Here is a 24,154-nt window from a genome sequence, read left to right on the forward strand (position 1 = left end):
AGCACGCCTTGCGCTGCAGGACGCAAGGCGTGTGGAGGGCGGAGCGTCAGTAGTCCAGGGCGGTGGGCTTGAGGTACATGCCCGAGGCGTTGCTGGCGATGCGGAACTTCAGCACGTCGCCGGCCCGCACGCTGATGTCCTGGGAACCCGGGGCGAGCAGGCCAGGGTTGCAGCCCGGCGCCTGGCCCGGCAGCAGTTTCAGGCGCAGGGACACTTTGCCCGGCGGCAGGTTGAAGGAGGCGCTCTGTTCCTGGAACAGCCGACCGGCGAGCTGGTCCTGGATGTACAGGCCGATCTCGCAGGAGGTGGCGACTTCCAGCCGCTCCCGGGAAATGATCAGTACGCCGTAGTCTTCTCCGGCGGCCAGTGCCGGTGGCGTTGCCGCCAACAGACCAAGGAGGCCGACGAGGCTGAAAGTTGACCAGCGCATGGCTGAATCTCCTGCTGTGATGTCATAAGACGTGCAGCTTGGCGGAGCGCGGCGCCGATTTCCAGCCCGGCAGTTCAATCCGGAACTTGACCTTGCCACGGTGGCAAGGACAAGACTGCGTGCATCCCAATACAGGAGAAGCGCGATGCAAGTATTCACTGTTCAAGGCATGTCCTGCGGCCACTGCGTGCGGGCCATCACTCAGGCGCTGCAGAGCAAGGACCCGGCGGCCACCGTGCGGGTGGATCTGGCGGCCAAGGAAGTGGGGGTCGAGAGTCGCCTGTCCAGCGAAGAGGTGATCAATCTGATCAGCGAGGAAGGCTACGCCGTCCAGGTTGCTTGAGTCTTTTTAATCGTTAGCGACCTATCGGAATGTTCAAGGCGTCCAAGCGCAGCTAGACTGTGCGACCGCTGACCAACGCTCGCTTGGATGCCATGAACCTGCGCACAATCCTGATTCTCGGCGCCTTGAGCGCTTTTGGCCCTTTGGCCATCGACTTTTATCTGCCGGCCTTTCCCTCGATGGCCCTGGCTTTCGGCACCGATGAAAAACACGTCCAACTGACCCTGGCCGCCTATTTCCTTGGATTGTCCATTGGGCAGCTGGCCTATGGTCCTGTGGCCGACCGTTTTGGTCGGCGCCTGCCGTTGCTGGTGGGAGTGGGGCTGTTCACCCTGGCCTCACTGGCCTGCGCCTATGCGCCCAACCTGGAGTGGCTGATTGGCGCGCGTTTCGTCCAGGCCCTGGGCGGTTGCGCCGGGATGGTGATATCCCGCGCGGTGGTCAGCGACAAGTGCGATGCCGTGGGTTCGGCCAAGGTGTTCTCCCAGTTGATGCTGGTGATGGGCCTGGCGCCGATCCTGGCGCCGATGCTCGGCGGCCTGCTGGTCAATCTCTACGGTTGGCAATCGATCTTCATCATGCTCACGGTGTTCAGCGCCCTGTCTGGATTGGCGGTGGCCCTGGGCCTGCCGGAAAGCATGCCGGCCACGCGCCCGCGCCTGCCGTTGTCCGGCGCGTTGCGCCAGTACGGCCTGTTGCTGGCGGACCGGGTCTTTCTCGGTCACGCCCTGACCGGCGGCATCGCCATCGCCGGGATGTTTTCCTATATCGCCGGCTCGCCCTTTGTCTTTATCAAGCTCTACGGCGTGCCGGCGGAGCATTTCGGCTGGTTCTTCGGGATCAATGCCGGCGGTTTCATCCTGGTGGCGCAGATCAATGCGCGGCTGTTGGCCAAGCGCGGTCCGGCTTTCCTGCTGGCCCGTACCGTGTGGATCTACCTGGCGGCCGGGTTGATCTTGCTGGCAGTCAGCGCCCTGCATACGAGTGAGCTCTGGCCGCTGTTGCTGCCCTTGTTCGTGTGCATCGCCAGCCTGGGCTGCATCATTCCCAACGCGGCGGCCTGCGCCATGAACGGCCAGGGCGCGCGGGCCGGCAGCGCCTCGGCCATGCTCGGTTGCCTGCAGTTCAGCGTCGCTGCGGGCGCTGCCTATCTGGTGGGTGTGTTGCACGATGGCAGTGCCATGCCGATGGCCATGGTCATCAGCTTGTGTGGTGTTCTGGCGGTGAGCATGGCGGTCATGACCCGGCGTTTACAGAATGCCCGGGCCTTGAAAGCCGCCGAGCTCTGAGTCAGCCGACGGCGCGCTGACTCTGGGGAATCGGGTGGGGGGCTTGCAGGCGTGCTTGCAGGGTCTGGGTGAAAGCCCGGGCCTCGGCTTCACTGCGGAAAGTCACCGCGTGCTGGTCGAGACGGACCTGCCATTGGGAGCCTTGAGGGTTTGCCAATTCTTTTATCAGGATCTTCATTGCTGACCTCCTAACGGTAAAAGAGTGCGATGCAAGGGCTGCCAGTGTAGACCCGAATACGGTCACAAATATGACCGAAATCAACTCTCGGACTGACGGCGGCCATCGGGCTTTTGTGCGCGATGGCCGCCGTGCGTTCAGCCCTTAGAAACCTTCCAGGACGATCTTGCCCTTGGCCGTGCCGCTCTCCAGCAAGGCGTGGGCGCGGCGCAGGTTGGCCGCGTTGATCTGGCCGAAATGCTCGCCCACTGTGGTCTTCAAGGTGCCGGCGTCGATCAGCTCGGCGACCTTGTTGAGCAGCACGTGCTGTTCCTGCATGTCGGTGGTCTCGAACAGCGAGCGGGTGTACATGAACTCCCAGTGCAGGGACAGGCTCTTGCGCTTGAGCTTGGTCACGTCGAGGCTTTTCGGATCGTCGATCAGGGCCAGTTTGCCCTGGGGCACCAGGGCTTCCACCAACTCATCAAGGTGGGTGTCGGTCTGGGTCAGGCTGGCGACGTGGGTCACCTGATTGATGCCGATGCGCTTGAGCTCGGCGCTCAGTGGCTGACGGTGATCCACCACGCCGTGCGCGCCCAGCTCGCGGACCCAGGCTTGGGTCTGCTCCCGGGAGGCGCTGCCGATCACCTTGAGGCCGGTCAGTTGCCGGGCCAGTTGGGTGAGGATCGAACCGACCCCGCCGGCGGCGCCGACAATCAGCAGGCTCTGGCCCTGGTCGCTGCGGTCCTGGCTGATTTGCAGGCGTTCGAACAGCAGTTCCCAGGCCGTGATCGCGGTCAGCGGCAGGGCCGCGGCTTCGGCAAAACCCAGGCTCTTGGGCATATGGCCGACGATCCGTTCATCCACGGTGTGCAGCTCGCTGTTGCTTCCGGCCCGGGCGATGGAGCCGGCGTAGAACACCCGGTCGCCAACCTTGAACAGGCTGACCTCGTTGCCCACGGCCTTGACCACGCCGGCCACGTCCCAGCCCAGCACCTTGGCGGCGCCGCCTTCGGGCTGGACGTTCTGGCGGACCTTGGTGTCCACCGGGTTGACCGAGATGGCCTTGACCTCCACCAGCAGGTCGCGAGGGCCGGCGACCGGCTCGGGCAGTTCGATGTCTTGCAGGGACTTGGGGTCGTCGATTGGTAGGGATGCGTAGTAGGCGATGGCTTTCATGGTGAATTCCTGTTGAGTGCAGAGTGAGGGTCAGACGATCAGTTGCAGGCGCTTGAGTTCGAAGTGCTCGATCGCCTCGCGGGTCTGGTCGAGGAAATGCTGGAAGTGTGGGGTGTTGTTGTGAAACTCCAGGGCGGCCTCATCGTCCCAGCGTTCCAGAACGTAGAAGGTGCCCGGCTGTTCGGCGTCCTGATGCAATTGGTAATACTGGCAGCCGGTCTCGGCACGGCTGGGGTGTACCAGGGCACTGAGTTCGTGCTTGAGGACGTTGTGCTGGTCAGGCTTGGCGATCAGGGTCGCGATGGCGGTAAAGGCTTGGGACATGGTGTTTACCTTTGGGCTGTCAGGTGATGGGCAGATAATTGGCTATTTCTCCCGAAGATAAAACCGGCTAAAAGAGCAGTCTCTTTCAATATTTCTTTGATAATCCAGGGGTAGATCCATGCTGCGATTCGATGACCTGCAACTGTTCGTGCGGGCCGCGGACCTGGGCAGCCTGTCGGCGGCGGCCCGGGTCATGGACCTGTCGCCGGCGGTGGCCAGCGCCGCCCTCAAGCGCATCGAAGAACACTTGGGGGCGCGTTTGCTGGCCCGTTCCACCCGCAGCCTGCGTCTGACGGCCGAGGGCGAGGGCTTTCTTGAATACGCTCGCGCCGCCTTGAGCAACCTGGATGAAGGGCGGCGCTTGCTGGCTAGTGGACAGGATCAGGTCAGCGGCGTGTTGCAGCTTTCCGCGCCCTCTGACTTTGGTCGCAACCTGCTGCTGCCCTGGCTCGACGAGTTCCAGCGCGAGCATCCCAAGCTCAGCGTGCGCCTGCTGCTGGGGGACCGGATTGCCGATCTGTTCCGCCAGCCGGTGGACATTGCCCTGCGCTACGGCGAGCCGGAAGACTCCAGCCTGGTGGCGCTGCCGATAGCCCCGGACAATCTCCGGGTCCTGTGTGCGGCCCCCAGCTACCTGGCCCGGCACGGCGAGCCGCGCCAGCTGGAGCAACTGGCCCAGCACAACTGCCTGCTGTACATGCTCGACAGCCGGGCCCACGACCTTTGGAGTTTTTATGACGGCAAGCGCGAGGTGAGCCTGACCGTCAGCGGCGACCGCCTGAGTGACGATGCCGATGTAGTGCGGCGCTGGGCGGTGGCCGGCGAAGGGATTGCCTACAAGTCCTGGCTGGATGTGGCCGCCGACGTGCTGGCCGGCCGCTTGCAAGTGCTGTTGCCGGAGTTGCGTTGCGAAGGCGCGTCGCTGAACCTGCTGTGCACCCATCGCGCGCACTTGAGCAAACCGGTCAAGCTGTTGCGGGACATGCTCCAGGAGCGCTGCGCCCAGATCAGCGCCCGCCGCCCGTAAGAGCCGGGGTGCCGGCGAACCCAGGTGCCGCGTCCTCGGCGTCGCTGCCGGACGCGAACAGGTCGCCCTCAGCCATCACCCCCCGCTTCGATCCCGCACACTCGACGGGTCGTGCATTCAATCGGGGGAACAGGGCATGGGCATACAGGGATACAGCGCCGCAGAGCGCCTGGAGCGCTTACCTATCAGCGGTTATCACCGAGTGATCTTCATCATCATTGCCCTGGCGTTTTTCTTCGACTCCATGGATTTGGCGATGATGACCTTCCTGCTGGGGTCGATCAAAACCGAGTTCGGCCTGAGCTCGGCCCAGGCCGGCCTGCTGGCCAGCTCCAGCTTCTTCGGCATGGTGCTCGGCGCCTCGCTGTCGGGCATGCTCGCCGACCGCTTCGGGCGCAAGCCGGTGTTCCAATGGAGCATCGTGCTCTGGGGCGTGGCCAGTTACCTGTGCTCCACCGCCCAGAGCGTGGACAGCCTGACCCTGTTCCGGGTGCTGCTGGGCATCGGCATGGGCATGGAGTTTCCCATCGCCCAATCGATGCTCTCGGAGATGATTCCGGCGCAACGACGCGGGCGCTACATCGCCTTGATGGACGGCTTCTGGCCCTTGGGTTTTGTGGCGGCCGGTGCGCTGTCGTACTTCCTCCTGCCGCTGATCGGCTGGCGCGACATCTTCCTGGTGCTGGCGATTCCGGCAGTGTTCGTGCTGGTGATCCGCTTCTTCATTCCCGAGTCGCCGCGCTGGCTGGAGCAGGCTGGGCGCCATGCCGAGGCCGACCGGGTGCTGTTGGGCATCGAGGACAAGGTGCGGGCTGCCCTGGGTGGCGCCCCGTTGCCGGAACCGGTGCGCCTGCCGCGAGTCGAGCAGGCGCCGGGGCACTTCTTTTCTGCGCTGAAACAGATCTGGTCGCCCCTGTATCGGCAACGCACGATGATGATCTGGAGCCTGTGGTTCTTCGCATTGCTGGGGTTCTACGGGCTGACGTCCTGGCTCAGCGCCTTGCTGCAACAGTCCGGTTTTGCCGTGACCCAGTCGGTGTACTACACGGTGCTGATTTCCCTTGGCGGGATTCCCGGGTTCCTCATGGCCGCCTGGCTGGTGGAGCGCTGGGGGCGCAAGCCGGTGTGCATCGTCACCTTGCTCGGCGGCGGGATCATGGCCTTCTTCTACGGCCAGAGCGCGGTGTTTGGCGGCAACGTCAGCCTGTTGATCGGCACCGGCCTGCTGATGCAGTTCTTCCTGTTCGGCATGTGGGCGGTGCTCTACACCTACACGCCCGAGCTGTACCCGACGTCTGCCCGGGCCACGGGTTCGGGCTTCGCTTCGGCCGTTGGCCGGATCGGTTCGCTGCTGGGGCCTTTGGTGACCGGACTGGTGTTTCCCATCACTGGGCAGGGCGGGGTGTTTGCCCTGGGGGCGGCGTGCTTTGTGGTGGCGGCGGGAGTGGTCTGGCGGTTCGGGATGGAGACCCGGGGCAAGACGCTGGAGGCGTTGAGCGAGGCGGGCGCTTGAGTTGCGCCGGCCAGCCGGCTCCTACACGAACCTGTAGGAGCCGGCTGGCTGGCGAAGACCGTTACGGCTTGACCAGCCGCGCATCCAGGCTGTTCTGCGCCAGGCGCCGGGCCTGGTCCTGGGTCATGCCCAGGTCGGTGTACAAGGCGTGGAAGTTCTCGGTGACGTAGCCGCCGAAGTAGGCCGGGTCATCGGAGTTGACCGTGACCTTCACCCCGCGCTCGAGCATTTGCAGGATGTTGTGCTGGGACATGTGGTCGAACACGCAGAGCTTGGTGTTGGACAGCGGGCACACGGTCAGCGGGATCTGTTCATCGATGATGCGCTGCATCAGCCGCTCGTCCTCGAAAGCGCGCACGCCGTGGTCGATGCGCTGGATCTTCAACAGGTCCAGGGCTTCCCAGATGTACTCGGGCGGGCCTTCCTCGCCGGCATGGGCGACGGTCAGGAAGCCTTCGCTGCGGGCGCGGTCGAAGACCCGCTGGAACTTGCTTGGCGGGTGACCCATTTCCGAACTGTCCAGGCCCACGGCAACGAAGGCATCGCGGAACGGCAGCGCCTGGTCGAGGGTTTTCTGTGCTTCTTCTTCGCTCAAGTGGCGCAGGAAGCTGAGGATCAGGCCGCTGGTGATGCCCAGTTGCTGCTCGCCGTCCTTGAGGGCGGCGGCGATGCCGTTGAGCACCACTTCGAACGGGATGCCGCGGTCGGTGTGGGTCTGCGGATCGAAGAACGGCTCGGTGTGAATCACGTTCTGCTCTTTGCAGCGCAGCAGGTAGGCCCAGGTCAGGTCGTAGAAATCCTGGGAGGTGCGCAGCACATCGGCGCCCTGGTAATACAGGTCGAGGAACTCCTGCAGGTTGTTGAAGGCGTAGGCCTTGCGCAGGGTTTCGACGTCGCTCCAGGGCAGGGCGATCTTGTTGCGTTCGGCCAGGGCGAACAGCAGTTCCGGTTCCAGGGAACCTTCCAGGTGCAGGTGCAACTCGGCCTTGGGCAAGGCGTTCAGCCAGTCATACATGGTGTTGTCTCATCAGGTGCAGGCGGGCGCTGCGAGAGTGATGCGCTGCCGGGGCCGTGCCCTTCTCTGGGGAACTGGCGGCGGTTGCGGCGATCGCCAGGTTTTCACCGGGCCCGAAAAAGCCGCCATTCTACATCTGGCGGCGCGATTGTTCGGTAAAACCTGACCGAATGGGCGATCAGGCCTGCTCCAGCTCCCGGCGATAGGCGTAGGTATCGGCAAAGCGCGACAGCAGGAATTCGGCGCAGGTGGTCACCGGGTACTTGGCCGGATGCTCCGCGTCCTGGCAGCCGGGCAGGCATTCGATACGGGTGTCCGGGTGCGGTTCGGCGAAGAATGGCATCGAGTAGCGGTCCACCCCCAGCGGGCTGATGACCCGGTGCGGGGTCGACAGGTAACGGTCGTTGCTCCAGCGCGCCATCATGTCGCCGAGGTTGACCACGAAGCTGCCTTCGATGGGCGGCGCATCGATCCACTGCCCCTGGACGTTGCGCACTTGCAAGCCACCGGCGGTGTCCTGGTAGAGCAGGGTGATGCAGCCATAGTCGGTGTGGGCGCCGGCGCCTTGCTGCTCGGTGCTGCTGGCGGTGTGGCGCGGCGGATAGTGGATCAGCCGCAGCACGCTGACCGGGTCCTGGAAGCGGCGGTCGAAGAAGTCGCGTTCGATGCCCAGGGCCAGGGTCATGGCCCGCAGCAGGGTCTGGGCCAGGGCCTGCATGTCCTGGTAGTGCTGCTCCATCAGGTCTTTCCAGCCGGGCAGGTCCGGGTGGCGGTTGGGGCCGCGCAGGGGCTTGTCCGCCACGACCTCGGGATGGTCATCCGGCAGGTGCAGGCCCATGTCGAAGGTTTCCTTGAGGTCGCTGGGCTTGCCCGGGTCCAGTTGCTCGGTGGCGATGGCGCCGTAGCCGCGATGGTGGCGGCTCTGGGTGATGTCGATCTTGAGTTTCTCGGCGCTGGGCAGGGCGAAGAAGTGCTTGGCCATGGCCAGCAATTGATCGATGCGTTGTGCACTGATCGGGTGGCCCTTTATATAGAAGAAGCCCCATTCGCGACAGGCGCGGTCGATCTGTCTGGCGACACTGTCCCAGCCTGGCTGGGCCTCCTGATACAGCGGGCTGATATCGATGATCGGCAGTTGATGCATGAAAAGGCTCCCATCCTGTTGGCGGTCCGTCGTCGCTGGCGGGTGCTCCGGCAGCGACGACCAGCTTATTTGGGGAGGTCTGCCTTCAGGCCTTCGACGTAGTAGTTCATCGAGGCCAGTTCGGCATTGCTGGCGCTGACTCCCGCAGGGATTTTTTCTACTCCGCCCTGGTCCTTGATCGGGCCGGTGAACGGGTGGAACTGGCCACTCTTGATGCTGGCGATGATCTGCTCGGCCTCGGCTTTCACCGGGGCCGGCAGCAGGTCGCTGAGGGGCAGCTCAACCGTACCCTCTTTCAGACCGCCCCAGTAGTCCTGGGATGTCCAGCTGTGGTCCAGCACCCCTTGGGTGGCCTGGATGTAGTGCGGGGCCCAGTTGTTGACGATGGAGGTCAGCACCGCCTTGGGGCCGAAGTGGGCCATGTCCGAGGCGTAGCCCACCGCATACACGCCGCGGCGCTCCGCGGCCTGGATCGGCGCCGGGCTGTCGGTGTGCTGGAAGATCACGTCGGCGCCCTGGTCGATCAGGGCGTTGGCGGCGTCGGCTTCCTTGCCCGGGTCGAACCAGGAGTTGACCCACACCACCTTGATCTCGGTGCCCGGGTTGTACTTGTTCAGGGCCAGCTGGATGGCGTTGATGTCGCGGATCACCTCCGGGATCGGGAAGGAGGCGACGTAGCCGATCTTCTTGCTCTTGGTCATTTTCGCCGCGAGAAAGCCGCCGACGTAGCGTCCCTCGTAGGTGCGTGCCAGGTAGGTGCCGAGGTTCTTGTCCTGCTTGTAGCCGGTGGCGTGTTCGAAGGTCACCTTGGGGAACTGCTTGGCGACTTTCAGGGTGGGGTTCATGTAGCCGAAGGAGGTGGTGAAGATCAGGTCGTAGTTGTCCTTGGCCATGTTGCGGATCACCCGCTCGGCGTCGGCGCCTTCGGCCACGTTCTCGACGTAGTTGGTCTTGATCTGCTCGCCGAATTTTTCCGCCAGTGCCTTGCGTCCTTGTTCATGCTGATAGGTCCAGCCGTGGTCACCGATGGGACCGATGTAGACGAAGCCGACCTTCAGCGGATCGGCAGCGCTGGCGGCGAGACTGGCACTCAGGCCGACAGCGGCGGCCAGGGCGCAGAGCAGCTTGTGCAACGGGCGTGTATGCATGAATTGGAGCTCCATCTTGTTGTGGGGGAGGACTGGGTCGGCAAGCGCTTAAGGGCAATGCAAATAGCTGACCAACAGGACAACAAAGAGGGCGGTTGCGCCGGCGAGGCGGTTTCTACGTGGGCTGTGGGGCGCGCTTTTCGCTGGCAAGCCAGCTCCTACGGCGTTGGAATGTAGGAGCCGGCTTGCCGGCGAAGGGCTGTTCAAGATCCATCCCGGTGCGTGGCGCCTGAGCCTGGTGCACTGACATGTAACGAAACGTTAGTGACCCGAAGCAGTCTTTCATTCATCTCCTGTACTCGTTTTTATTTCCGTCAAAGGACTGCAATGTTCACTTCCCTCAAGCAAGAACAGTTTCTGCTGCTTGCGCTGCTGGCTGCCGTGGCCGCCTATCCCCTGGAACACCTGTTGCTCAATAGCGGCCAAGGCATTGCCCTGATGGCCGGGCTGGTGCTGATCGGCTTTATCGTCATCGCCTCGATGCGTGTTGCCCACCACGCCGAACGGCTGGCGGAAAAGGTCGGCGACCCCTACGGCACCATGATCCTGACCCTGGCCGCGGTGCTGGTGGAGGTGGTGATCCTGGCCATCATGATGAGCAACGAAGCCTCGCCGACCCTGGTGCGCGACACCATCTATTCGGCGGTGATGCTGGACATCAACGGCATCCTCGGCCTGGCCGCGCTGATGGGCGGCATCAAGCATGGCGAGCAGCCTTATAACGACGATTCGGCGCGCACCTACAGCGTGATGATCCTCACCGCCATGGGCGTGTCGATGGTGGTGCCGGAGTTCATCCCCGAGGCCGACTGGAAGGTGTATTCGGCCTTCACCATTGGCGCGATGGTGGTGCTCTATACCCTGTTCCTGCGCATGCAGGTCGGGCCGCACAGTTACTTCTTCAGCTATAGCTACCCGGAAAAGCGCCGTGCTAAAGAGGCCCAGGAACAGCCCCATGCCGTCAACCTGGCCTGGAGCATCGGCATCCTGGTGTTCGGCGTGGTGGTGATCGGCGCCCTGGCCGAGGTGATGTCCAAGACCCTGGACCTGGGCCTGGAAGGCACGGGCGCGCCGCCGGTGATCACGGCGATCCTGGTGGCGGCGATTTCTGCCGCGCCGGAGATTCTCACCGCCCTGCGCGCGGCCCTGGCCAACCGCATGCAGTCGGTGGTCAACGTGGCCCTGGGCGCCTCCCTGTCGACGGTGATCCTCACGGTGCCGGTGATGGAGGCCATGGCCCTGTACACCGGCCAGCCGTTCCAGATGGCCATGACTCCTGTGCAGACAGTGATGGTGTTCATCACCCTGATCGTCAGCGCGATCAACCTCAACGACGGTGAAACCAATGCCATAGAAGGCATGACTCACTTCGTGCTGTTTGCCACCTTCATCATGCTGTCGCTGCTGGGCCTTTAAAGCGGCTGGGCTGACTGGATGGCGCAGCGAAAGCTGACACCGGGGGCATTCCAGGCCGCCAGTGCCCCCCAACGCCAACGGCGCACGGTGCTGGCCGAAGGAGAAAAGGTCGGGTCGTTGGCAAACTTGTTGTTGGCGCCGCGTTGCGCCCGATAGATGCCTGTTTCAGGCCCTTGCGGGTTCTCCACGGGAGACTCGCGATAGTAGTGTTTATCGTACCAATCGTTGACCCATTCACTGGCGTTGCCGGTGAGGTTGTAGAGGCCCAGCGGATTGGGCACAAACCTGTCCACGGCGAAGGTTTCGTTGTCGTCAGGGGCCGGGAAGTTGCGGCCGTAATCCAGATTGCCGTTGTCGGTGGCGAACATCACCGGCTGGCCGCGGTTGCGCGCCGCATATTCCCATTGCGCCTCGGTCGGCAGATCGACGCGATAGCCGCTGAGGTCTGCCAGCCAGCCACAGTAATCCTTGGCCTCTTGCCATGATCGAGAGGCCGGGGCGGGCAGGTTTTCAAGGTAGAGGTGCTTCATGTCTTCGCGTTTACGAAGTTCAGCGTCGAATGGCGGCTTGCCTTGGGCCAGGAAGAACAGATCAAAATCGCCCAAGGTGGTTTGCAGCGAGGACAGGTAATAGCTGCTCAATTTGACCGGGTGAACGAAATCGTCATCGACGTCGAGACTGATCCGCTCCATTTTTGCCGGGTCCACGCCGCAGGGCCATTGGCACAAGGCAAGTGGGTCGAAGCCATGGGGCCAACCGAAATCGCCCATCTGGAATTCGCCCCCTTCGATCAACACCATGTTGTCCAGCGAGCGGATCACTGTGTTGAGGACGGCCTCGCGGTTTTGTGGGGACAGATCTGGGTATTTGCGGCTGATGGTCGAAGCAATTTCTGCCACTTTTTCAGCTGACAGCGCTTTGCTGGGCGGGCCAGCAACCTCCGGTTTCTCGCAGCCTGCAATCAGCAGCGCGACGCAGAGCGCCAGTCCGTACTTTTGTCTCACGTAATGTCCCTATAGCGGTTCGTTCGAGGGCGGAAACTAACATGTTTCCTCAATCCGATTCCGCTTAACTTAAGGCGCAGGCGAGGGATCGGGTCCCTCGCCGTTGGACTTAACGATCAGCTACCGGCGATCAGTTGCCGGGCCGCCTGGCTGTGATCGGCGATCAGGTTTTTCAGGTCCAGCCCTTCGACCTGGCAATCAATCACCCGCCACTGGCCACCAATCATGACCCGGTCCGCTCGATCCGCGCCGCACAACAGCAGCGCCGAAACCGGATCATGGCTACCCGAGAAACGCAGCTCATCGAGCTTGAACAACGCCAGGTCCGCCTGCTTGCCCACCGCCAGCTCGCCGATGTCGGTGCGGCCCAACAGGCTTGCCGAACCCTGTGTCGCCCAGCCCAATACGCGCTCCGGGGTGATCTTCTCGGCGCCGTAGCGCAGGCGCTGGATGTACAGCGCCTGCCGCGCTTCGAGAATCATGTTCGACGCATCGTTGGACGCCGAACCGTCCACGCCCAAGCCCAGGGGCGCGCCAGCGTCGGTCAGTTCGATACTGGGGCAGATGCCGGAGGCCAGGCGCATGTTCGAACTCGGGCAATGGCAGATGCCGGTGCCGGCAGCGCCCAGGCGGGCGATTTCATCCGGGTTGAAGTGGATGCCGTGGGCCAGCCAGGTACGCGGACCGAGCCAGCCGACGCTGTCCAGGTAATCCACGGTGCGCAGGCCGAAGCGCTGCAGGCAGAAGTCTTCTTCGTCGAGGGTTTCGGCGAGGTGAGTGTGCAGGCGCACATCGAGTCCGTTGGCCAGTTCGGCGCTGGCCGACATGATTTCCGGGGTCACCGAGAACGGCGAGCACGGCGCCAGGGCGATCTGGATCTGCGCGCCGTCGCCACGCTCGTGGTATTGGCGAATCAGGCGCTGACTGTCGTCGAGAATCACCTGGCCTTCCTGCACGGTCTGTTGCGGTGGCAGGCCGCCGTCCTTTTCGCCCAGGCTCATGGAACCGCGGGTGAGCATGGCGCGCATGCCCAGTTCACGCACGCTTTCGACTTGCACGTCGATGGCGTTTTCCAGGCCGTCGGGAAACAGGTAGTGATGGTCGGCGGCGGTGGTGCAACCGGAGAGCAGCAGCTCGGCCAGCGCCACTTTGGTGGCCAGGGCGAGTTTTTCCGGGGTCAGCCGGGCCCAGACCGGGTACAGGGTCTTGAGCCAGGGGAACAGCGGCTGGTTGACCACCGGCGCCCAGGCCCGGGTCAGGGTTTGGTAGAAGTGATGGTGGGTGTTGATCAGGCCCGGCAGCAACACGTGCTCGCGGGCATCGAAGACCTGTTGGCAAGGGCTCGCAGGCTGTTGGCCCAGGCCCAGGACTTCAACGATCAGACCGTCTTGCACGACCAGGCCGCCACGGGCGTCGAGGGCATTGCCGGTGAAGATGGCCAGGGGATTTTTTAACCAGGTACGGGTCGCAGGCATGGTGGCCGGCTCCTCTGAAAGTGGGTTCAGGTTAGCCAGCTCAGTGTTGCCCTGTCTGCTGATCCAGGGTCGCCGCAAGGGGCGAGGTGCGCAGTCTAGCGAAAGATGTGCCGGGGGACAAAACTTGCGGTTTGCCCCCGGTTGCAGAGCCTTGGCCGCGCTGTGCAAGCGCTGCCAGGGGCATCGGTTACAGAGGTTGCGGGCTTACCAGGGGATGGTTTCGCCCTTGTAGTTGACGAAGTGATGGCCGCCCTTGCCGGTGTAGGCGTTGATCTGGGCGATCAGCCCACGGGTGCTGGTTTGCACGTCGATGTCGGCGCCTTCGCCGCCCATGTCAGTCTTTACCCAGCCCGGGTGCAGCGAGAGCACGGTCAGCTTCTGTTGCAGCTGGGTGACGAAGCTGTTGGTCATGGAGTTCAGCGCCGCCTTGCTGGCCTTGTACAGCGCCAGTTCCGGAGCATCCGGCATGGTCACGCTGCCCAGCACCGAACTCATGAACGCCAGCACGCCGCTGTCCTTGCGGATCTGCCCGACAAAGCGCTGGGCCAGGTTGATCGGCGCCACCGCGTTGGTGAAGAACAGTTGGCCGACTTCGGCCAGGGTCGCGTGGCCCGGCAACTGGTTGTCCGGGCCCTTGACCCCGGCGTTGACGAACAGCAGGTCGAACACCTGGTCCTTGAGTTTCTGGCTCAGGGCGATCACCGCTTGCTGATCGTCCATGTCCAGTTGTTCGATCTGCACCTTGCCCAGTGCCTGCAGGGCTTCGGCCTTGTGCGGGTTGCGCACGGTGGCGGTGACTTGCCAGCCGTCTTCCAGCAGGCGTTGTACCAGGCCGAGGCCCAGGCCCCGGGAGGCGCCGATGATCAGTGCGGTTTTTGCCGTGGACATGATGAGGTTCCTTGATAAATGAGGATCACGGATTCAATGGACAGGCTTGTCCCAGCCGCAGTTGCAGCTCGTGGCGCAACTGGCCCAGTTCTCCGATGCACATGCATGGGGCTCGAAAGGGCTTGACCCTGGAGCATACTCCAGGCTTTAGCCTGCGCGCTCCTTGAGTTGATGGAGCACTTCCTATGTGGACGACCGAACACTACCGAAAATTGGTCCGCGCCAGCGGCTGGTACGACTTGCTGGTGACGCTGGCCTTTGTCACCCCCTGGAGTTTCATGGCCTTGCACGAGTTGCTGCAGGGCGCGGCCCAGGCCTTCAATCTGCCCGGTAGCCTGCCTCCGTTCGAGCCGATGCACCTGCTGATGGCCAACCTCATGGGGTCGATTGTCTGCGTATGGTCGGTGCTGCGGATTCGTGATCCGCAGCAGGCGTTTGGCCGTTATGACGCGGTGGGACGCCTCCTATTTGCCACTTGGCAGGGGTACGCCCTGATGCACGGCGCCACCGCATTGATCGCGGTGTTCCTGGTTTTCGAACTGGCCTGGTGCGTGGCGCAGTTGCTGCCGGTCAAAGGCGACGTAGGCAAGCTGGCTCCAGCCGGGCGTGCGCCGGTCATTTAATGCCCCGCCTGCCAAGGCTGCCCCAGGGATACCGGTGCGTACAAACGGGGGCGCAAGGCGTCGCGCGATAGCAGCACCAGCACCAGGATGGTGGCGGCATACGGCAGCATCGCCAGCAGGTTGGAGGGTATCGCCAGCCCCAGGCCCTGGGCCACCAGATGCAGGATGCTCGCCAGGCCGAACAGGTAGGCGCCGAGCAACAGTCGCCACACGCGCCAACTGGCGAACACCACCAGGGCCAGGGCAATCCAGCCGCGGCCGGCGCTCATGTTCTCGGCCCACATCGGGGTGTAGGCCAGGGACAGGTAGGCCCCGGCCAACCCGGCCATGGCACCGCCGAACAGCACCGCGAGCGTGCGCACCCGCAGCACCGGCAGGCCCATGGCACTGGCGGCGTCGGGGTTTTCGCCGACGGCCTGGATGATCAGGCCAACCCGGCTCTTGAGGAGCACCCAGGCCACCAGGGCGAACAGCGCGAAGGACAAGTACACCAGCAGATCCTGGGCAAACAGCATGCGGCCGATCAGCGGGATATCGCTGAGCAATGGCAGTGCCAGCGGTTCGAACCCGGCCAGTGGCTTGCCGACCCAGGCCGCGCCGACAAAGCTCGACAAGCCGACCCCGAAGATAGTCAACGCCAGCCCGGTAGCCACTTGATTGGCATTGAACGCCAGGGCCACCAGGGCAAACAACGCCGAGAGCAGCATTCCCGCCGCCATTGCCAGCAGCACGCCAAGCCACAAATGGCCGCTGTTGAGGGCGACGATAAAACCTATCACCGCGCCGAACAGCATCATGCCTTCCTGGCCGAGGTTGAGGACGCCGCTCTTTTCACAGATCAATTCCCCCAGGGCCACCAGCAGCAAGGGCGTGCCGCAGCGCACCATGGCGTAGAGAATATTGCTCAGCAGATCGATATCCATTACAGGGCTCCGGCGGTTGCGCTGAGGGGCGTGTCGCGGCGTGCCCAGCGCAGGTTCAGGCGCGGCCGATAGAGAATCAGTACGTCACAGGCCAGGAGGAAGAACAGCATCATGCCCTGGAACAACTGGGTAATGGCCTGGGGCAGGTTGAGGCTCATCTGCGCGCTTTCGCCACCGATGTACAGCAGGGCCATGAGCAGGCTGGAGAACAGGATGCCGATGGGGTTCAGGCGCCCGAGAAAGGCCACGGTGATCGCCGCATAGCCGTAGCCGGGGGAGACCTGCGGCACCAGTTGGCCGATGGGCCCGGTGACTTCACAGACCCCGGCCAACCCAGCCAGGGCGCCGCTGATCAATAGCGCCAGCCAGATCAGGCGCTGCTGGCGAAAGCCGACGAAACCCGCGGCGCGCCGGTCCAGCCCGAGGACCTTGATCTGGAAACCGACGAAGCTTTTTTGCAGCAGTACCCAGACCGCCACCAGGGCCAGCAGGGCGAAATACACCCCGGCGTGGACCCGACCGTCTTCCATCAACTGTGGCAGGCGGCTGGCGTCGCCGAACATCGCCGACTCGGGGAAGTTGAACCCGGCGGGGTCCTTCAATGGGCCGTGTACGCAATACAGCAACAGGTTCAGGGCGATGTAGTTGAGCATGATGCTGGTGAGGATTTCATTGGCGTTGAAGCGTGTGCGCAACCAGGCGGTGAGCCCGGCCCAGGCGGCGCCGGCGAGGGTGCCGGCAAGCAGGATCAGTACCAGCGCCCAGCGACTTTGCAATTCGATGAGGTTGACCGCCAGGGCACTGCCGGCCAGGGCCCCGAGCAGCAGTTGGCCTTCAGCGCCGATGTTCCAGATGCGGGCCCGGTAGGCCACTGCCAGGCCCAGGGCGCAGAGCAGGATCGGCAGCGCCTTGACCAGCAGTTCCGAGACGCCGTACAGGTCGCTGACCGGGGCGATCAGCAGGGTGTGCAGGGTCAGCAGCGGGTCATGCCCCAGGGCCATGAACAGCAGGGCACCACAGCTCAGGGTCAGCAGCGCGGCCAGAAGAGGGGAACACCAGAGCATCAGGCGCGACTGGCGGCCGCGAGGTTCGAGTGAAAGCAGCATGGACGACTCCGTTAAACCGCCGGGGCGGGGGTGTAGGGGACGGCTTCGAAGTGGCCGGCCATCCAGGCGCCGACTTCGACCAATGAGGTGTCGGCGCAGGCTTTGGGCGTCGAGAGACGACCACCGCACAGGGCGGCAATGCGATCGCTGATCTGCAGCAGTTCATCCAGGTCTTCGGAGATCACCAGGATCGCCGCGCCGGCATCGCGCAGGGCGATCAGTGCCCGGTGAATGGTGGCAGCGGCACCCACGTCGACGCCCCAGGTCGGGTGCGCGGCGATCAGTAAGCGCGGTTGCTGGAGGATCTCGCGGCCGAGGATGAATTTCTGCAGATTGCCGCCGGACAGGCTGCGGGCCGGGCTCTGGGCATCACCGGTCTTGACCCCGAAGCGCTGGATGATTGTCTCGGCCAGGGCGCGGACCTTGGCTCTTTGAATCAGGCCATTGCGGACCAGTCCTTGTTGAAAGGCGCTGAGCAGCGCGTTGTCTTCCAGGCTCAGTTCCGGCACTGCACCTTGCCCCAGGCGTTCGGCGGGGACGAAGGCCAGCCCCTTTCGGCGTCTTGCATCGGGGTAGAGATGGCCGACGGCCTGGCCGGCCAGGCAGATGCGTTGGGCCTCACCGGGAGCCAGGCGTTGCTCGCCGCTGAGCAGGGCCAGCAGTTCGTCCTGGCCATTGCCGGCGACCCCGGCGATACCGACGATTTCGCCACTGCGCAGGCTCAGGTCGATGGCCTTGAGGGAGCAGCCGAAGGGATCGGGGTTGTGCCAGCTCAACTCGCGGATGTGCAGGAATTCGGTAGCGCCGCTGACCTTGGGGTAGTCGGCGAGCAGGGCCGCCGTGTCACCCACCATCAGTCGCGCCAGTTCCTGGTTCGAGCATTCGGCCGGCCGACAGTGACCGGCCACCCGGCCGCCCCGCAGTACTGTGGCGCTGTGGCACAGCGCGCGGACTTCGGCGAGCTTGTGGCTGATGAACAGGATGCTGCAGCCCTCGGCGGCCAGCCGGCGCAGGGTGATGAACAGCTCTTCGGCCTCTTGCGGGGTCAGCACTGAGGTGGGTTCGTCGAGGATCAACAGGCGGATGTCCTGCATCAGGCAGCGCACGATCTCCACTCGTTGACGCTCGCCGATGGACAGGCTGTGCACCAGGCGCTGGGGTTCCAGGGGCATGCCATAACGCTGGGACACTTCGCGGATCTTGCCTTCCAGCTGGCCCGGCGTGCCGGCCGCCGCGCCCATGGCCAGGGCAATGTTTTGCGCGACGCTGAGGGTTTCGAACAATGAGAAATGCTGGAACACCATGCCGATTCCCAGGCCGCGAGCCTGGGCCGGGCTGCTGATGAGCTGACGCCGGCCTTGCCAGATCAACTCCCCCGAGTCGGCCTGGATCACCCCGTAGATGATCTTCATCAAGGTGCTTTTGCCGGCGCCGTTCTCGCCGAGCAGGGCCTGGATTTCACCTGGAGCGATGCTCAGGTCGATGGCGTCGTTGGCCAGGCAACCGGGATAGCGCTTGCTGATCTGGCGCAGTTGCAGGCGCGGAGTTTGTGCGATGGGCACAGCGGAATTTGGCATGACGGGCTCGGGGGATTGGAGTTGTTGCTGTGGATAAAGCAATTTCCTGGCCAGTAGGTCAGGAAAGCTCAGGCGCCGCCCTGGAGTGCCCCTTGAACTGTTGGAGGAGGCGGAAACCGGGCACCACTTCGGGGCAAAGTGTTTGAAAGGGCTCTGTTTTTGTCCGCGGCAAACTGAGCAAAAAATGACCAGTGGCCTGCAGGCCCTGTGCAGTCAGCGGCTGGAGCAGCCTTGCACGGGTTATCCACAGCTTGCTCCACAGTATTTGTGTGCAAGCCTGGAACTTGGGCATAAGCCCGGCAGCCTTGCCTTCCAACCGCGATAAACCACTCTAACTTACTGTTTTACGTTGCAAAAAAGTCCATTGGAGGAACTTTGGGCAAAAAATGAACAAAGCCCGCAAAGCCACGTTACAGAAGGGTTACAGCGTTATGTGCTCAGGTTATCCACAGTCGGGTGCACAGCAGATGTGGGCAACTGCGGGAGGCTCTGCCGGGTTATGCACAAGGTACTCGGGCCGGGTTGGTGCGCTCAGCGCTGCAAGAGGATGCGTCCGCGGCTGAGGTCGGCCAACTGCTGTTGCAGGGTATCGATCTGCTCTTCGCCCAGGGCCAGTTGCAACTCCACGCCATTGGCGGTGAAGTCTTCCTCTACCAGCAACCCGCCCAGTTCGGCGATCCGCAACTTGACCAGGGCCAGCTCGCTGAAACTGCAGGCGCAGCGCAGCGGTACGCGGTTGACCAGGGCGATGCGCTCGGCGCCTTGCAGGCATTTGTTGGCACCGCCGCCGTAAGCCCGGGCCAGGCCACCAGTGCCCAGCTGGATGCCGCCGTACCAGCGGATCACCAGCACGGCTACCTGATCGCAATCCTGGGCCTCGATGGCCGCGAGGATCGGCCGTCCGGCGGTGCCGCCGGGTTCGCCGTCGTCGTTGCTGCGGTACTGATCAGCCAGCTTCCACGCCCAGCAATTGTGGGAGGCGTTGAGGTCACTGTATTGCTGGATGAAGGCTTGGGCCTCGACCGCGCTGGTGATGGGCGCGGCAAAGGTGATGAAGCGGCTTTTGCGAATCTCTTCGCGGTACTCGCAAAGGCCGGCCAGGGTAAAGGGCATGAGCGTCAGTCTTTCTGGGCGGGAGTCAGGCCACAGCCTTTGAGGATGATGCGGATCAGGTTGGTGCCGGCCTCTTCGAAATCCTGCTTGGTCAGGCGGCTGCGGCCGGTGACGCGGCAGATCTGGGTGGCGAAGTCGGCGTAGTGCTGGGTGCTGCCCCAAAGCAGGAAGATCAGGTGCACTGGGTCAACCGGGTCCATCTTGCCGGCGTCGATCCAGGCCTGGAACACATTGGCCCGGCCTTGGAACCAGGCGCGGTAGTCCTGGCTGAAGTATTCGCTCAGGCATTCGCCGCCACTGATGATTTCCATGGCGAAGATCCGCGAGGCCTGTGGCTGGCGACGGGAAAATTCCATCTTGGCGCGGATGTAGCGGGTCAGGGCCTCGGCCGGGTCATCCTCGGCGGTGAGGGTGTTGAAGGTGCTGTCCCAGAGTTCGAGGATGTTGCTCAGCACCGCGATGTACAGCCCCAGCTTGTTGGTGAAGTAGTAGTGCAGGTTGGCTTTGGGCAGGCCGGCCTTCTGCGCGATGGTGTTCATGCTGGTGCCTTTGAAGCCGTGACGGGCGAACTCGTCCTCGGCGGCCTGGATGATGGCCTCTTCATTCTTCTGCCGAATGCGGCTGGCGGGTTTGCCTGGGTGAGGAGTGCTGTGGGCGGGGACTTCAAAGGTCATGGAGGTTTCCGAGCAAGTCTGTGGGTGCAACCTGTGCGTTGATAGCGCACCCAGGTTGATCAGACAAGCCTTGGCGCGACAAAAGCTTCAGCGGGCCTTCAGGCAGTGATTTTCCGGCGCCGGATTTATGTCGTTTGGAAGGCTTTTACCGTCCGGCAGCAGGCGCATCAGCAGGGCTGCCAGGGGTTGCGGCGGTCGTTGAGTCCGTGGATCAGTTCACTGCAGCGGGAAGCATCTGGCTGAAGGGCGTGGAGCTCGGGCTGAAGGTTCTAGGTGCCGAGGTCTTTGCAAAAAAGCTGTCCAGGTGCTCAGGCCATTTTCTCTGGTTGTCGATGCGGCCTTGCGAGTACGGGGCTTTGCGCGGGCTTTGCCGGTTTTCAGCGGGTTGCCGCCAGGCTCTCCAGGAAGCTTTCCAGCACCAGGTGGGGGCGCCGGCCCTTGCGTGTGACCGATGCCAGGCTCAGGTCATAGAAGCGCGACTTGGGCTTGAGCGCGCGCAACCGGCCTTGCTGCACCCAGAGGGTGGCGTAGTGGTCAGGGAGGTAGCCGATATAGCGTCCGGTGAGGATCAGGAAGGCCATGCCTTCGCGGTCGGATGCGCTGGCGGTGCAGTTCAATGCTTGATAGTGGGCCTGGATTTCCGCGGGCAGGCGGAAGGTCGGGGCAATGGCGTCCTGGTCATTGAGACGCTGATCGTCCAGTTGCTTGTCGTCCACGTAGAACAGGGGATGGCCCACCGCGCAGTACAGCAACGAACGTTCGTCATACAGCGGCTGATACTCCAATCCAGACAGGGCGCTGGCCTGGGGCACCACGCCGACGTGCAGGCGACCGTCGAGTACCCCTTGCTCGACTTCGTTGGGGGCGATCATGCGGATCTGGATCTGCACGTCCGGGCCGCGCTCCTTCAATTGCGCCAGGGCGTGGGTGATGCGCATGTGGGGCAGGGTCACCAGGTTGTCGGTGAGGCCGATGATCAACTCGCCCCGCAGGTGGCGGTGCAGGCCGTTGACCTCGGTGCGGAAACTCTCCAGGGCGCTGAGCAGTTGCAGGCTCGACTGATAGACCTCGCGGCCTTCTTCGGTGAGGGAAAAGCCGGCGCGTCCGCGTTGGCACAGGCGCAGGCCGACCCGTTGCTCCAGATCACTCATCTGTTGGCTGATGGCCGAGCGGCCAATGCCGAGCACGGTCTCTGCGGCGGAGAAACCACCGCATTCCACAACACTGCGAAAGATCCGCAGCAGGCGGATATCAAAGTCGCTGACTTGCGCCAGCGGGTCGGCGCGACGGCTGCTCATAGTTTAGTGGATGCCAGACTGAAGGTTATTAAAGTTGGATTTCACCGACTTTATAGCCGTGGCAACTTAGTCGCAACAACGCTTTTATTCCTACGCCGCTTCATTGCCTTGCGAGGTTTTGCTCATGAACATGCCGGAAACCGCGATTTCATCTTTGGCCAGTCAGCTCAAGCTTGACGCTCACTGGATGCCCTACACCGCCAATCGCAACTTCCAACGCGACCCGCGCCTGATCGTCGGCGCCGAAGGCAGCTGGCTGGTGGATGACAAGGGCCGCAAGGTCTATGACTCGCTGTCCGGTCTGTGGACCTGCGGCGCCGGTCACTCGCGCAAAGAGATCCAGGAAGCGGTATCCAAGCAACTGGGCACCCTGGATTACTCCCCTGGCTTCCAATACGGTCACCCGCTGTCGTTTCAACTGGCGGAAAAAATCACCGACCTGACTCCGGGCAACCTGAACCATGTGTTCTTCACCGACTCCGGCTCCGAGTGCGCTGATACCGCAGTGAAGATGGTGCGTGCCTACTGGCGACTGAAAGGCCAGTCGACCAAGACCAAGATGATTGGCCGTGCCCGTGGCTATCACGGTGTGAACATCGCCGGCACCAGTCTGGGCGGGGTCAACGGCAACCGTAAACTGTTCGGCCAGGCAATGATGGATGTGGACCACCTGCCGCACACTCTGCTGGCCAGTAACGCGTTTTCCCGTGGCATGCCGGAGCAGGGCGGTATTGCCCTGGCCGATGAGCTGCTGAAGCTGATCGAACTGCATGATGCTTCCAATATCGCTGCGGTCTTCGTCGAGCCGATGGCTGGCTCGGCTGGCGTACTGGTGCCGCCACAGGGTTATCTCAAGCGTCTGCGGGAAATCTGTGATCAGCACAACATCCTGCTGGTGTTCGACGAAGTGATCACAGGCTTCGGTCGTACGGGGGCGATGTTCGGCGCCGACAGCTTCGGCGTAACCCCGGATCTGATGTGTGTGGCCAAGCAGGTCACCAACGGCGCCATTCCCATGGGCGCGGTGATTGCCAGCTCCGAGATCTATCAGACCTTCATGAACCAGGCGACGCCCGAGTACGCCGTGGAATTCCCCCACGGCTACACCTATTCGGCGCACCCGGTGGCGTGCGCTGCGGGTCTGGCGGCACTGGATCTGCTGCAGAAGGAAAACCTGGTGCAGAGCGTGGCTGAAGTTGCTCCGCATTTTGAGAATGCGCTGCACGGCATCAAGGGCGCGAAGAACGTGATCGACATCCGTAACTTCGGCCTGGCCGGTGCGATCCAGATCGCGGCCCGTGATGGTGATGCGATTGTGCGTCCGTTCGAGGCCGGCATGGCCTTGTGGAAAGCCGGTTTCTACGTGCGCTTCGGCGGCGACACCCTGCAGTTCGGCCCAACCTTCAATAGCAAGCCGCAAGACCTCGATCGTCTGTTCGATGCGGTTGGCGAAGTGCTGAACAAGCTCGACTGATTCGATCCTTCTTATATAGAGGCAGGCATGAAGCGTTTCGTGCCTGCGCCTTCCCCCTTTTCAGGAGTCCCCGCATGAGTTTGATTCAACACCTGATCCACGGCGAACTGGTCAGCGACAACGGTCGTAGCAGCGACGTATTCAACCCTTCCACTGGCAAGGCGATTCATAAAGTGCCGTTGGCCAGTCGTGAAACCATCCAGCAAGCCATTGACTCTGCCAAATCCGCGTTCCCGGCATGGCGTAATACGCCACCGGCCAAGCGCGCCCAGGTGATGTTTCGCTTCAAACAACTGCTGGAGCAGAACGAGGCACGCATTGCCCAACTGATCAGTGAAGAACACGGCAAGACGCTGGAGGACGCGGCTGGTGAATTGAAGCGCGGTATCGAGAACGTCGAATATGCCTGTGCCGCGCCGGAAATCCTCAAGGGCGAATACAGTCGTAATGTCGGCCCGAACATCGATGCCTGGTCCGACTTCCAGCCGTTGGGCGTGGTGGCCGGTATCACCCCGTTCAACTTCCCGGCCATGGTTCCGCTGTGGATGTACCCGCTGGCGATCGTTTGCGGTAACTGCTTTATCCTCAAGCCGTCCGAGCGCGATCCAAGCTCCACCCTGTTGATTGCCGAGCTGCTGCATGAGGCCGGTCTGCCCAAGGGCGTGCTGAACGTGGTGCATGGTGACAAGGCTGCGGTGGATGCGCTGATCGAGGCGCCGGAAGTCAAGGCGCTGAGTTTTGTAGGGTCGACTCCCATTGCCGAGTACATCTATGCCGAAGGCACCAAGCGCGGCAAGCGGGTTCAGGCATTGGGCGGGGCGAAGAACCATGCGGTGCTGATGCCTGATGCCGATCTGGATAACGCCGTCAGTGCTTTGATGGGCGCAGCCTATGGTTCCTGTGGCGAGCGTTGCATGGCGATTTCGGTAGCTGTGTGCGTGGGTGATCAAGTGGCGGATGCTCTTGTGACCAAGTTGGTTCCGCAGATCAAGGCGCTGAAGATTGGTGCCGGCA

The 24,154-nt window shown here is 63.0% G+C and carries 24 protein-coding genes (1 of these 24 only partly in view); 8 read left to right on the plus strand and 16 right to left on the minus strand.

The window, feature by feature from the left end:
- Positions 1-46 precede the first annotated feature (46 nt).
- Positions 47-430, minus strand: coding sequence for a hypothetical protein (locus DWF74_RS19590; RefSeq protein WP_102863029.1), 384 nt, complete (start codon positions 428-430; stop codon positions 47-49).
- 145 nt (positions 431-575) lie between these two features.
- Here DWF74_RS19590 and DWF74_RS19595 point away from each other — a divergent pair, with 145 nt between their 5' ends.
- The gene (locus tag DWF74_RS19595) at positions 576-773 is read left to right on the plus strand and encodes a heavy-metal-associated domain-containing protein (protein WP_115581534.1); all 198 of its coding nucleotides are present in this window, start codon (positions 576-578) and stop codon (positions 771-773) included.
- Between the two features lie 92 nt (positions 774-865).
- Positions 866-2,062, plus strand: coding sequence for a multidrug effflux MFS transporter (locus tag DWF74_RS19600; RefSeq protein WP_115582464.1), 1,197 nt, complete (start codon positions 866-868; stop codon positions 2,060-2,062).
- Between the two features lies 1 nt (position 2,063).
- Here the strand turns inward: DWF74_RS19600 and DWF74_RS30450 are convergent, their stop codons facing one another.
- The 3 genes from DWF74_RS30450 to DWF74_RS19610 form a co-directional block, all read right to left on the minus strand.
- Positions 2,064-2,240, minus strand: a complete 177-nt coding sequence (locus DWF74_RS30450; RefSeq protein ID WP_162884107.1) for a hypothetical protein — start codon at positions 2,238-2,240, stop codon at positions 2,064-2,066.
- A gap of 144 nt (positions 2,241-2,384) precedes the next feature.
- Entirely contained in the window at positions 2,385-3,398 is a 1,014-nt protein-coding gene (locus tag DWF74_RS19605; RefSeq protein WP_115581535.1) for a zinc-binding alcohol dehydrogenase family protein, read from the minus strand.
- A 30-nt stretch (positions 3,399-3,428) separates the two neighbouring features.
- A complete protein-coding gene (locus DWF74_RS19610; RefSeq protein WP_102863033.1) occupies positions 3,429-3,722 on the minus strand; it encodes a putative quinol monooxygenase in 294 nt (97 codons plus the stop codon).
- 118 nt (positions 3,723-3,840) lie between these two features.
- On the opposite strand from DWF74_RS19610, the gene DWF74_RS19615 reads away from it, so the two are divergent.
- On the plus strand, positions 3,841-4,749 hold the full coding sequence (locus DWF74_RS19615; RefSeq protein WP_102863034.1) for a LysR family transcriptional regulator: 909 nt from the start codon (positions 3,841-3,843) through the stop codon (positions 4,747-4,749).
- Positions 4,750-4,885: 136 nt separating this feature from the next.
- Complete coding sequence (locus DWF74_RS19620; RefSeq protein WP_102863035.1) at positions 4,886-6,262, plus strand: MFS transporter; 1,377 nt, start codon at positions 4,886-4,888, stop codon at positions 6,260-6,262.
- Between the two features lie 61 nt (positions 6,263-6,323).
- On the opposite strand, the gene DWF74_RS19625 is transcribed toward DWF74_RS19620, so the two are convergent.
- The 3 genes from DWF74_RS19625 to DWF74_RS19635 all read right to left on the minus strand — a co-directional run bounded on the left by DWF74_RS19625 (position 6,324) and on the right by DWF74_RS19635 (position 9,569).
- Complete coding sequence (locus DWF74_RS19625) at positions 6,324-7,277, minus strand: adenosine deaminase (protein WP_016966700.1); 954 nt, start codon at positions 7,275-7,277, stop codon at positions 6,324-6,326.
- 178 nt (positions 7,278-7,455) lie between these two features.
- Positions 7,456-8,421, minus strand: a complete 966-nt coding sequence (locus DWF74_RS19630; protein WP_115581536.1) for a 2-oxoglutarate and iron-dependent oxygenase domain-containing protein — start codon at positions 8,419-8,421, stop codon at positions 7,456-7,458.
- Between the two features lie 65 nt (positions 8,422-8,486).
- Positions 8,487-9,569, minus strand: a complete 1,083-nt coding sequence (locus DWF74_RS19635; protein WP_115581537.1) for a BMP family ABC transporter substrate-binding protein — start codon at positions 9,567-9,569, stop codon at positions 8,487-8,489.
- Positions 9,570-9,896: 327 nt separating this feature from the next.
- On the opposite strand from DWF74_RS19635, the gene DWF74_RS19645 reads away from it, so the two are divergent.
- On the plus strand, positions 9,897-10,985 hold the full coding sequence (locus DWF74_RS19645; RefSeq protein ID WP_102863038.1) for a calcium:proton antiporter: 1,089 nt from the start codon (positions 9,897-9,899) through the stop codon (positions 10,983-10,985).
- Here DWF74_RS19645 and DWF74_RS19650 read toward each other — a convergent pair.
- The 3 genes from DWF74_RS19650 to DWF74_RS19660 form a co-directional block, all read right to left on the minus strand.
- Positions 10,982-11,989: a formylglycine-generating enzyme family protein gene (locus DWF74_RS19650; protein WP_115581539.1), complete on the minus strand. Its 1,008-nt coding sequence runs from the start codon at positions 11,987-11,989 to the stop codon at positions 10,982-10,984. The two genes, DWF74_RS19645 and DWF74_RS19650, sit on opposite strands and share 4 nt — an antisense overlap.
- A 116-nt stretch (positions 11,990-12,105) precedes the next feature.
- The gene (locus DWF74_RS19655) at positions 12,106-13,464 is read right to left on the minus strand and encodes an 8-oxoguanine deaminase (protein ID WP_115581540.1); all 1,359 of its coding nucleotides are present in this window, start codon (positions 13,462-13,464) and stop codon (positions 12,106-12,108) included.
- A gap of 204 nt (positions 13,465-13,668) precedes the next feature.
- Positions 13,669-14,352, minus strand: a complete 684-nt coding sequence (locus DWF74_RS19660; RefSeq protein ID WP_102863041.1) for an SDR family oxidoreductase — start codon at positions 14,350-14,352, stop codon at positions 13,669-13,671.
- A gap of 185 nt (positions 14,353-14,537) precedes the next feature.
- On the opposite strand from DWF74_RS19660, the gene DWF74_RS19665 reads away from it, so the two are divergent.
- The gene (locus tag DWF74_RS19665; protein ID WP_102863042.1) at positions 14,538-14,975 is read left to right on the plus strand and encodes a hypothetical protein; all 438 of its coding nucleotides are present in this window, start codon (positions 14,538-14,540) and stop codon (positions 14,973-14,975) included.
- Here the strand turns inward: DWF74_RS19665 and DWF74_RS19670 are convergent.
- The 6 genes from DWF74_RS19670 to DWF74_RS19700 form a co-directional block, all read right to left on the minus strand.
- Positions 14,972-15,898 carry an ABC transporter permease gene (locus tag DWF74_RS19670; RefSeq protein ID WP_115581541.1) on the minus strand — a complete coding sequence of 309 codons (927 nt, stop codon included), beginning with the start codon at positions 15,896-15,898 and terminating at the stop codon, positions 14,972-14,974. The genes DWF74_RS19665 and DWF74_RS19670 overlap by 4 nt on opposite strands.
- The gene (locus tag DWF74_RS19675) at positions 15,898-17,004 is read right to left on the minus strand and encodes an ABC transporter permease (RefSeq protein ID WP_110650823.1); all 1,107 of its coding nucleotides are present in this window, start codon (positions 17,002-17,004) and stop codon (positions 15,898-15,900) included. The genes DWF74_RS19670 and DWF74_RS19675 overlap by 1 nt, the downstream gene beginning before the upstream one ends.
- Before the next feature lie 11 nt (positions 17,005-17,015).
- Positions 17,016-18,581 (minus strand): ABC transporter ATP-binding protein, encoded by a 1,566-nt coding sequence (locus tag DWF74_RS19680; protein ID WP_115581542.1) that lies wholly within the window; start codon positions 18,579-18,581, stop codon positions 17,016-17,018.
- A gap of 531 nt (positions 18,582-19,112) precedes the next feature.
- The gene (locus DWF74_RS19690) at positions 19,113-19,694 is read right to left on the minus strand and encodes an IMPACT family protein (protein WP_102863046.1); all 582 of its coding nucleotides are present in this window, start codon (positions 19,692-19,694) and stop codon (positions 19,113-19,115) included.
- 5 nt (positions 19,695-19,699) lie between these two features.
- The gene (locus DWF74_RS19695; RefSeq protein ID WP_102863047.1) at positions 19,700-20,368 is read right to left on the minus strand and encodes a TetR/AcrR family transcriptional regulator; all 669 of its coding nucleotides are present in this window, start codon (positions 20,366-20,368) and stop codon (positions 19,700-19,702) included.
- A gap of 377 nt (positions 20,369-20,745) precedes the next feature.
- Positions 20,746-21,666, minus strand: coding sequence for a LysR family transcriptional regulator (locus DWF74_RS19700; RefSeq protein WP_102863048.1), 921 nt, complete (start codon positions 21,664-21,666; stop codon positions 20,746-20,748).
- 124 nt (positions 21,667-21,790) lie between these two features.
- Here DWF74_RS19700 and DWF74_RS19705 point away from each other — a divergent pair, with 124 nt between their 5' ends.
- Complete coding sequence (locus DWF74_RS19705) at positions 21,791-23,140, plus strand: aspartate aminotransferase family protein (protein WP_115581544.1); 1,350 nt, start codon at positions 21,791-21,793, stop codon at positions 23,138-23,140.
- A 74-nt stretch (positions 23,141-23,214) separates the two neighbouring features.
- Positions 23,215-24,154, plus strand: partial view of a CoA-acylating methylmalonate-semialdehyde dehydrogenase gene (locus tag DWF74_RS19710; protein ID WP_102863050.1) — the 5' portion only. It continues 554 nt past the right edge of the window; the window shows 940 of its 1,494 coding nt (coding positions 1-940); it begins with the start codon at positions 23,215-23,217; its stop codon lies off the right edge, out of view.

It is taken from the genome of Pseudomonas protegens (genome assembly GCF_003363755.1).
Classification (GTDB): Bacteria; Pseudomonadota; Gammaproteobacteria; order Pseudomonadales; family Pseudomonadaceae; genus Aquipseudomonas; species Aquipseudomonas danubii.

What these genes read in the sequence shown, in the direction of transcription:
- DWF74_RS19620 (WP_102863035.1), top strand. Translation starts at nt 4,886, where the DNA reads ATGGGCATACAGGGATACAGCGCCGCAGAGCGCCTGGAGCGCTTACCT.
- DWF74_RS19595 (WP_115581534.1), top strand. Translation starts at nt 576, where the DNA reads ATGCAAGTATTCACTGTTCAAGGCATGTCCTGCGGCCACTGCGTGCGG.
- DWF74_RS19695 (WP_102863047.1), bottom strand. Translation starts at nt 20,368, where the DNA reads ATGACCTTTGAAGTCCCCGCCCACAGCACTCCTCACCCAGGCAAACCC.
- DWF74_RS19645 (WP_102863038.1), top strand. Translation starts at nt 9,897, where the DNA reads ATGTTCACTTCCCTCAAGCAAGAACAGTTTCTGCTGCTTGCGCTGCTG.
- DWF74_RS19700 (WP_102863048.1), bottom strand. Translation starts at nt 21,666, where the DNA reads ATGAGCAGCCGTCGCGCCGACCCGCTGGCGCAAGTCAGCGACTTTGAT.
- DWF74_RS19635 (WP_115581537.1), bottom strand. Translation starts at nt 9,569, where the DNA reads ATGCATACACGCCCGTTGCACAAGCTGCTCTGCGCCCTGGCCGCCGCT.
- DWF74_RS19660 (WP_102863041.1), bottom strand. Translation starts at nt 14,352, where the DNA reads ATGTCCACGGCAAAAACCGCACTGATCATCGGCGCCTCCCGGGGCCTG.
- DWF74_RS19610 (WP_102863033.1), bottom strand. Translation starts at nt 3,722, where the DNA reads ATGTCCCAAGCCTTTACCGCCATCGCGACCCTGATCGCCAAGCCTGAC.
- DWF74_RS19590 (WP_102863029.1), bottom strand. Translation starts at nt 430, where the DNA reads ATGCGCTGGTCAACTTTCAGCCTCGTCGGCCTCCTTGGTCTGTTGGCG.
- DWF74_RS19670 (WP_115581541.1), bottom strand. Translation starts at nt 15,898, where the DNA reads ATGGATATCGATCTGCTGAGCAATATTCTCTACGCCATGGTGCGCTGC.
- DWF74_RS19615 (WP_102863034.1), top strand. Translation starts at nt 3,841, where the DNA reads ATGCTGCGATTCGATGACCTGCAACTGTTCGTGCGGGCCGCGGACCTG.
- DWF74_RS19680 (WP_115581542.1), bottom strand. Translation starts at nt 18,581, where the DNA reads ATGCCAAATTCCGCTGTGCCCATCGCACAAACTCCGCGCCTGCAACTG.
- DWF74_RS19665 (WP_102863042.1), top strand. Translation starts at nt 14,538, where the DNA reads ATGTGGACGACCGAACACTACCGAAAATTGGTCCGCGCCAGCGGCTGG.
- DWF74_RS19655 (WP_115581540.1), bottom strand. Translation starts at nt 13,464, where the DNA reads ATGCCTGCGACCCGTACCTGGTTAAAAAATCCCCTGGCCATCTTCACC.
- DWF74_RS19690 (WP_102863046.1), bottom strand. Translation starts at nt 19,694, where the DNA reads ATGCCCTTTACCCTGGCCGGCCTTTGCGAGTACCGCGAAGAGATTCGC.
- DWF74_RS19675 (WP_110650823.1), bottom strand. Translation starts at nt 17,004, where the DNA reads ATGCTGCTTTCACTCGAACCTCGCGGCCGCCAGTCGCGCCTGATGCTC.
- DWF74_RS19630 (WP_115581536.1), bottom strand. Translation starts at nt 8,421, where the DNA reads ATGCATCAACTGCCGATCATCGATATCAGCCCGCTGTATCAGGAGGCC.
- DWF74_RS19625 (WP_016966700.1), bottom strand. Translation starts at nt 7,277, where the DNA reads ATGTATGACTGGCTGAACGCCTTGCCCAAGGCCGAGTTGCACCTGCAC.
- DWF74_RS19705 (WP_115581544.1), top strand. Translation starts at nt 21,791, where the DNA reads ATGAACATGCCGGAAACCGCGATTTCATCTTTGGCCAGTCAGCTCAAG.
- DWF74_RS19600 (WP_115582464.1), top strand. Translation starts at nt 866, where the DNA reads ATGAACCTGCGCACAATCCTGATTCTCGGCGCCTTGAGCGCTTTTGGC.
- DWF74_RS30450 (WP_162884107.1), bottom strand. Translation starts at nt 2,240, where the DNA reads ATGAAGATCCTGATAAAAGAATTGGCAAACCCTCAAGGCTCCCAATGG.
- DWF74_RS19605 (WP_115581535.1), bottom strand. Translation starts at nt 3,398, where the DNA reads ATGAAAGCCATCGCCTACTACGCATCCCTACCAATCGACGACCCCAAG.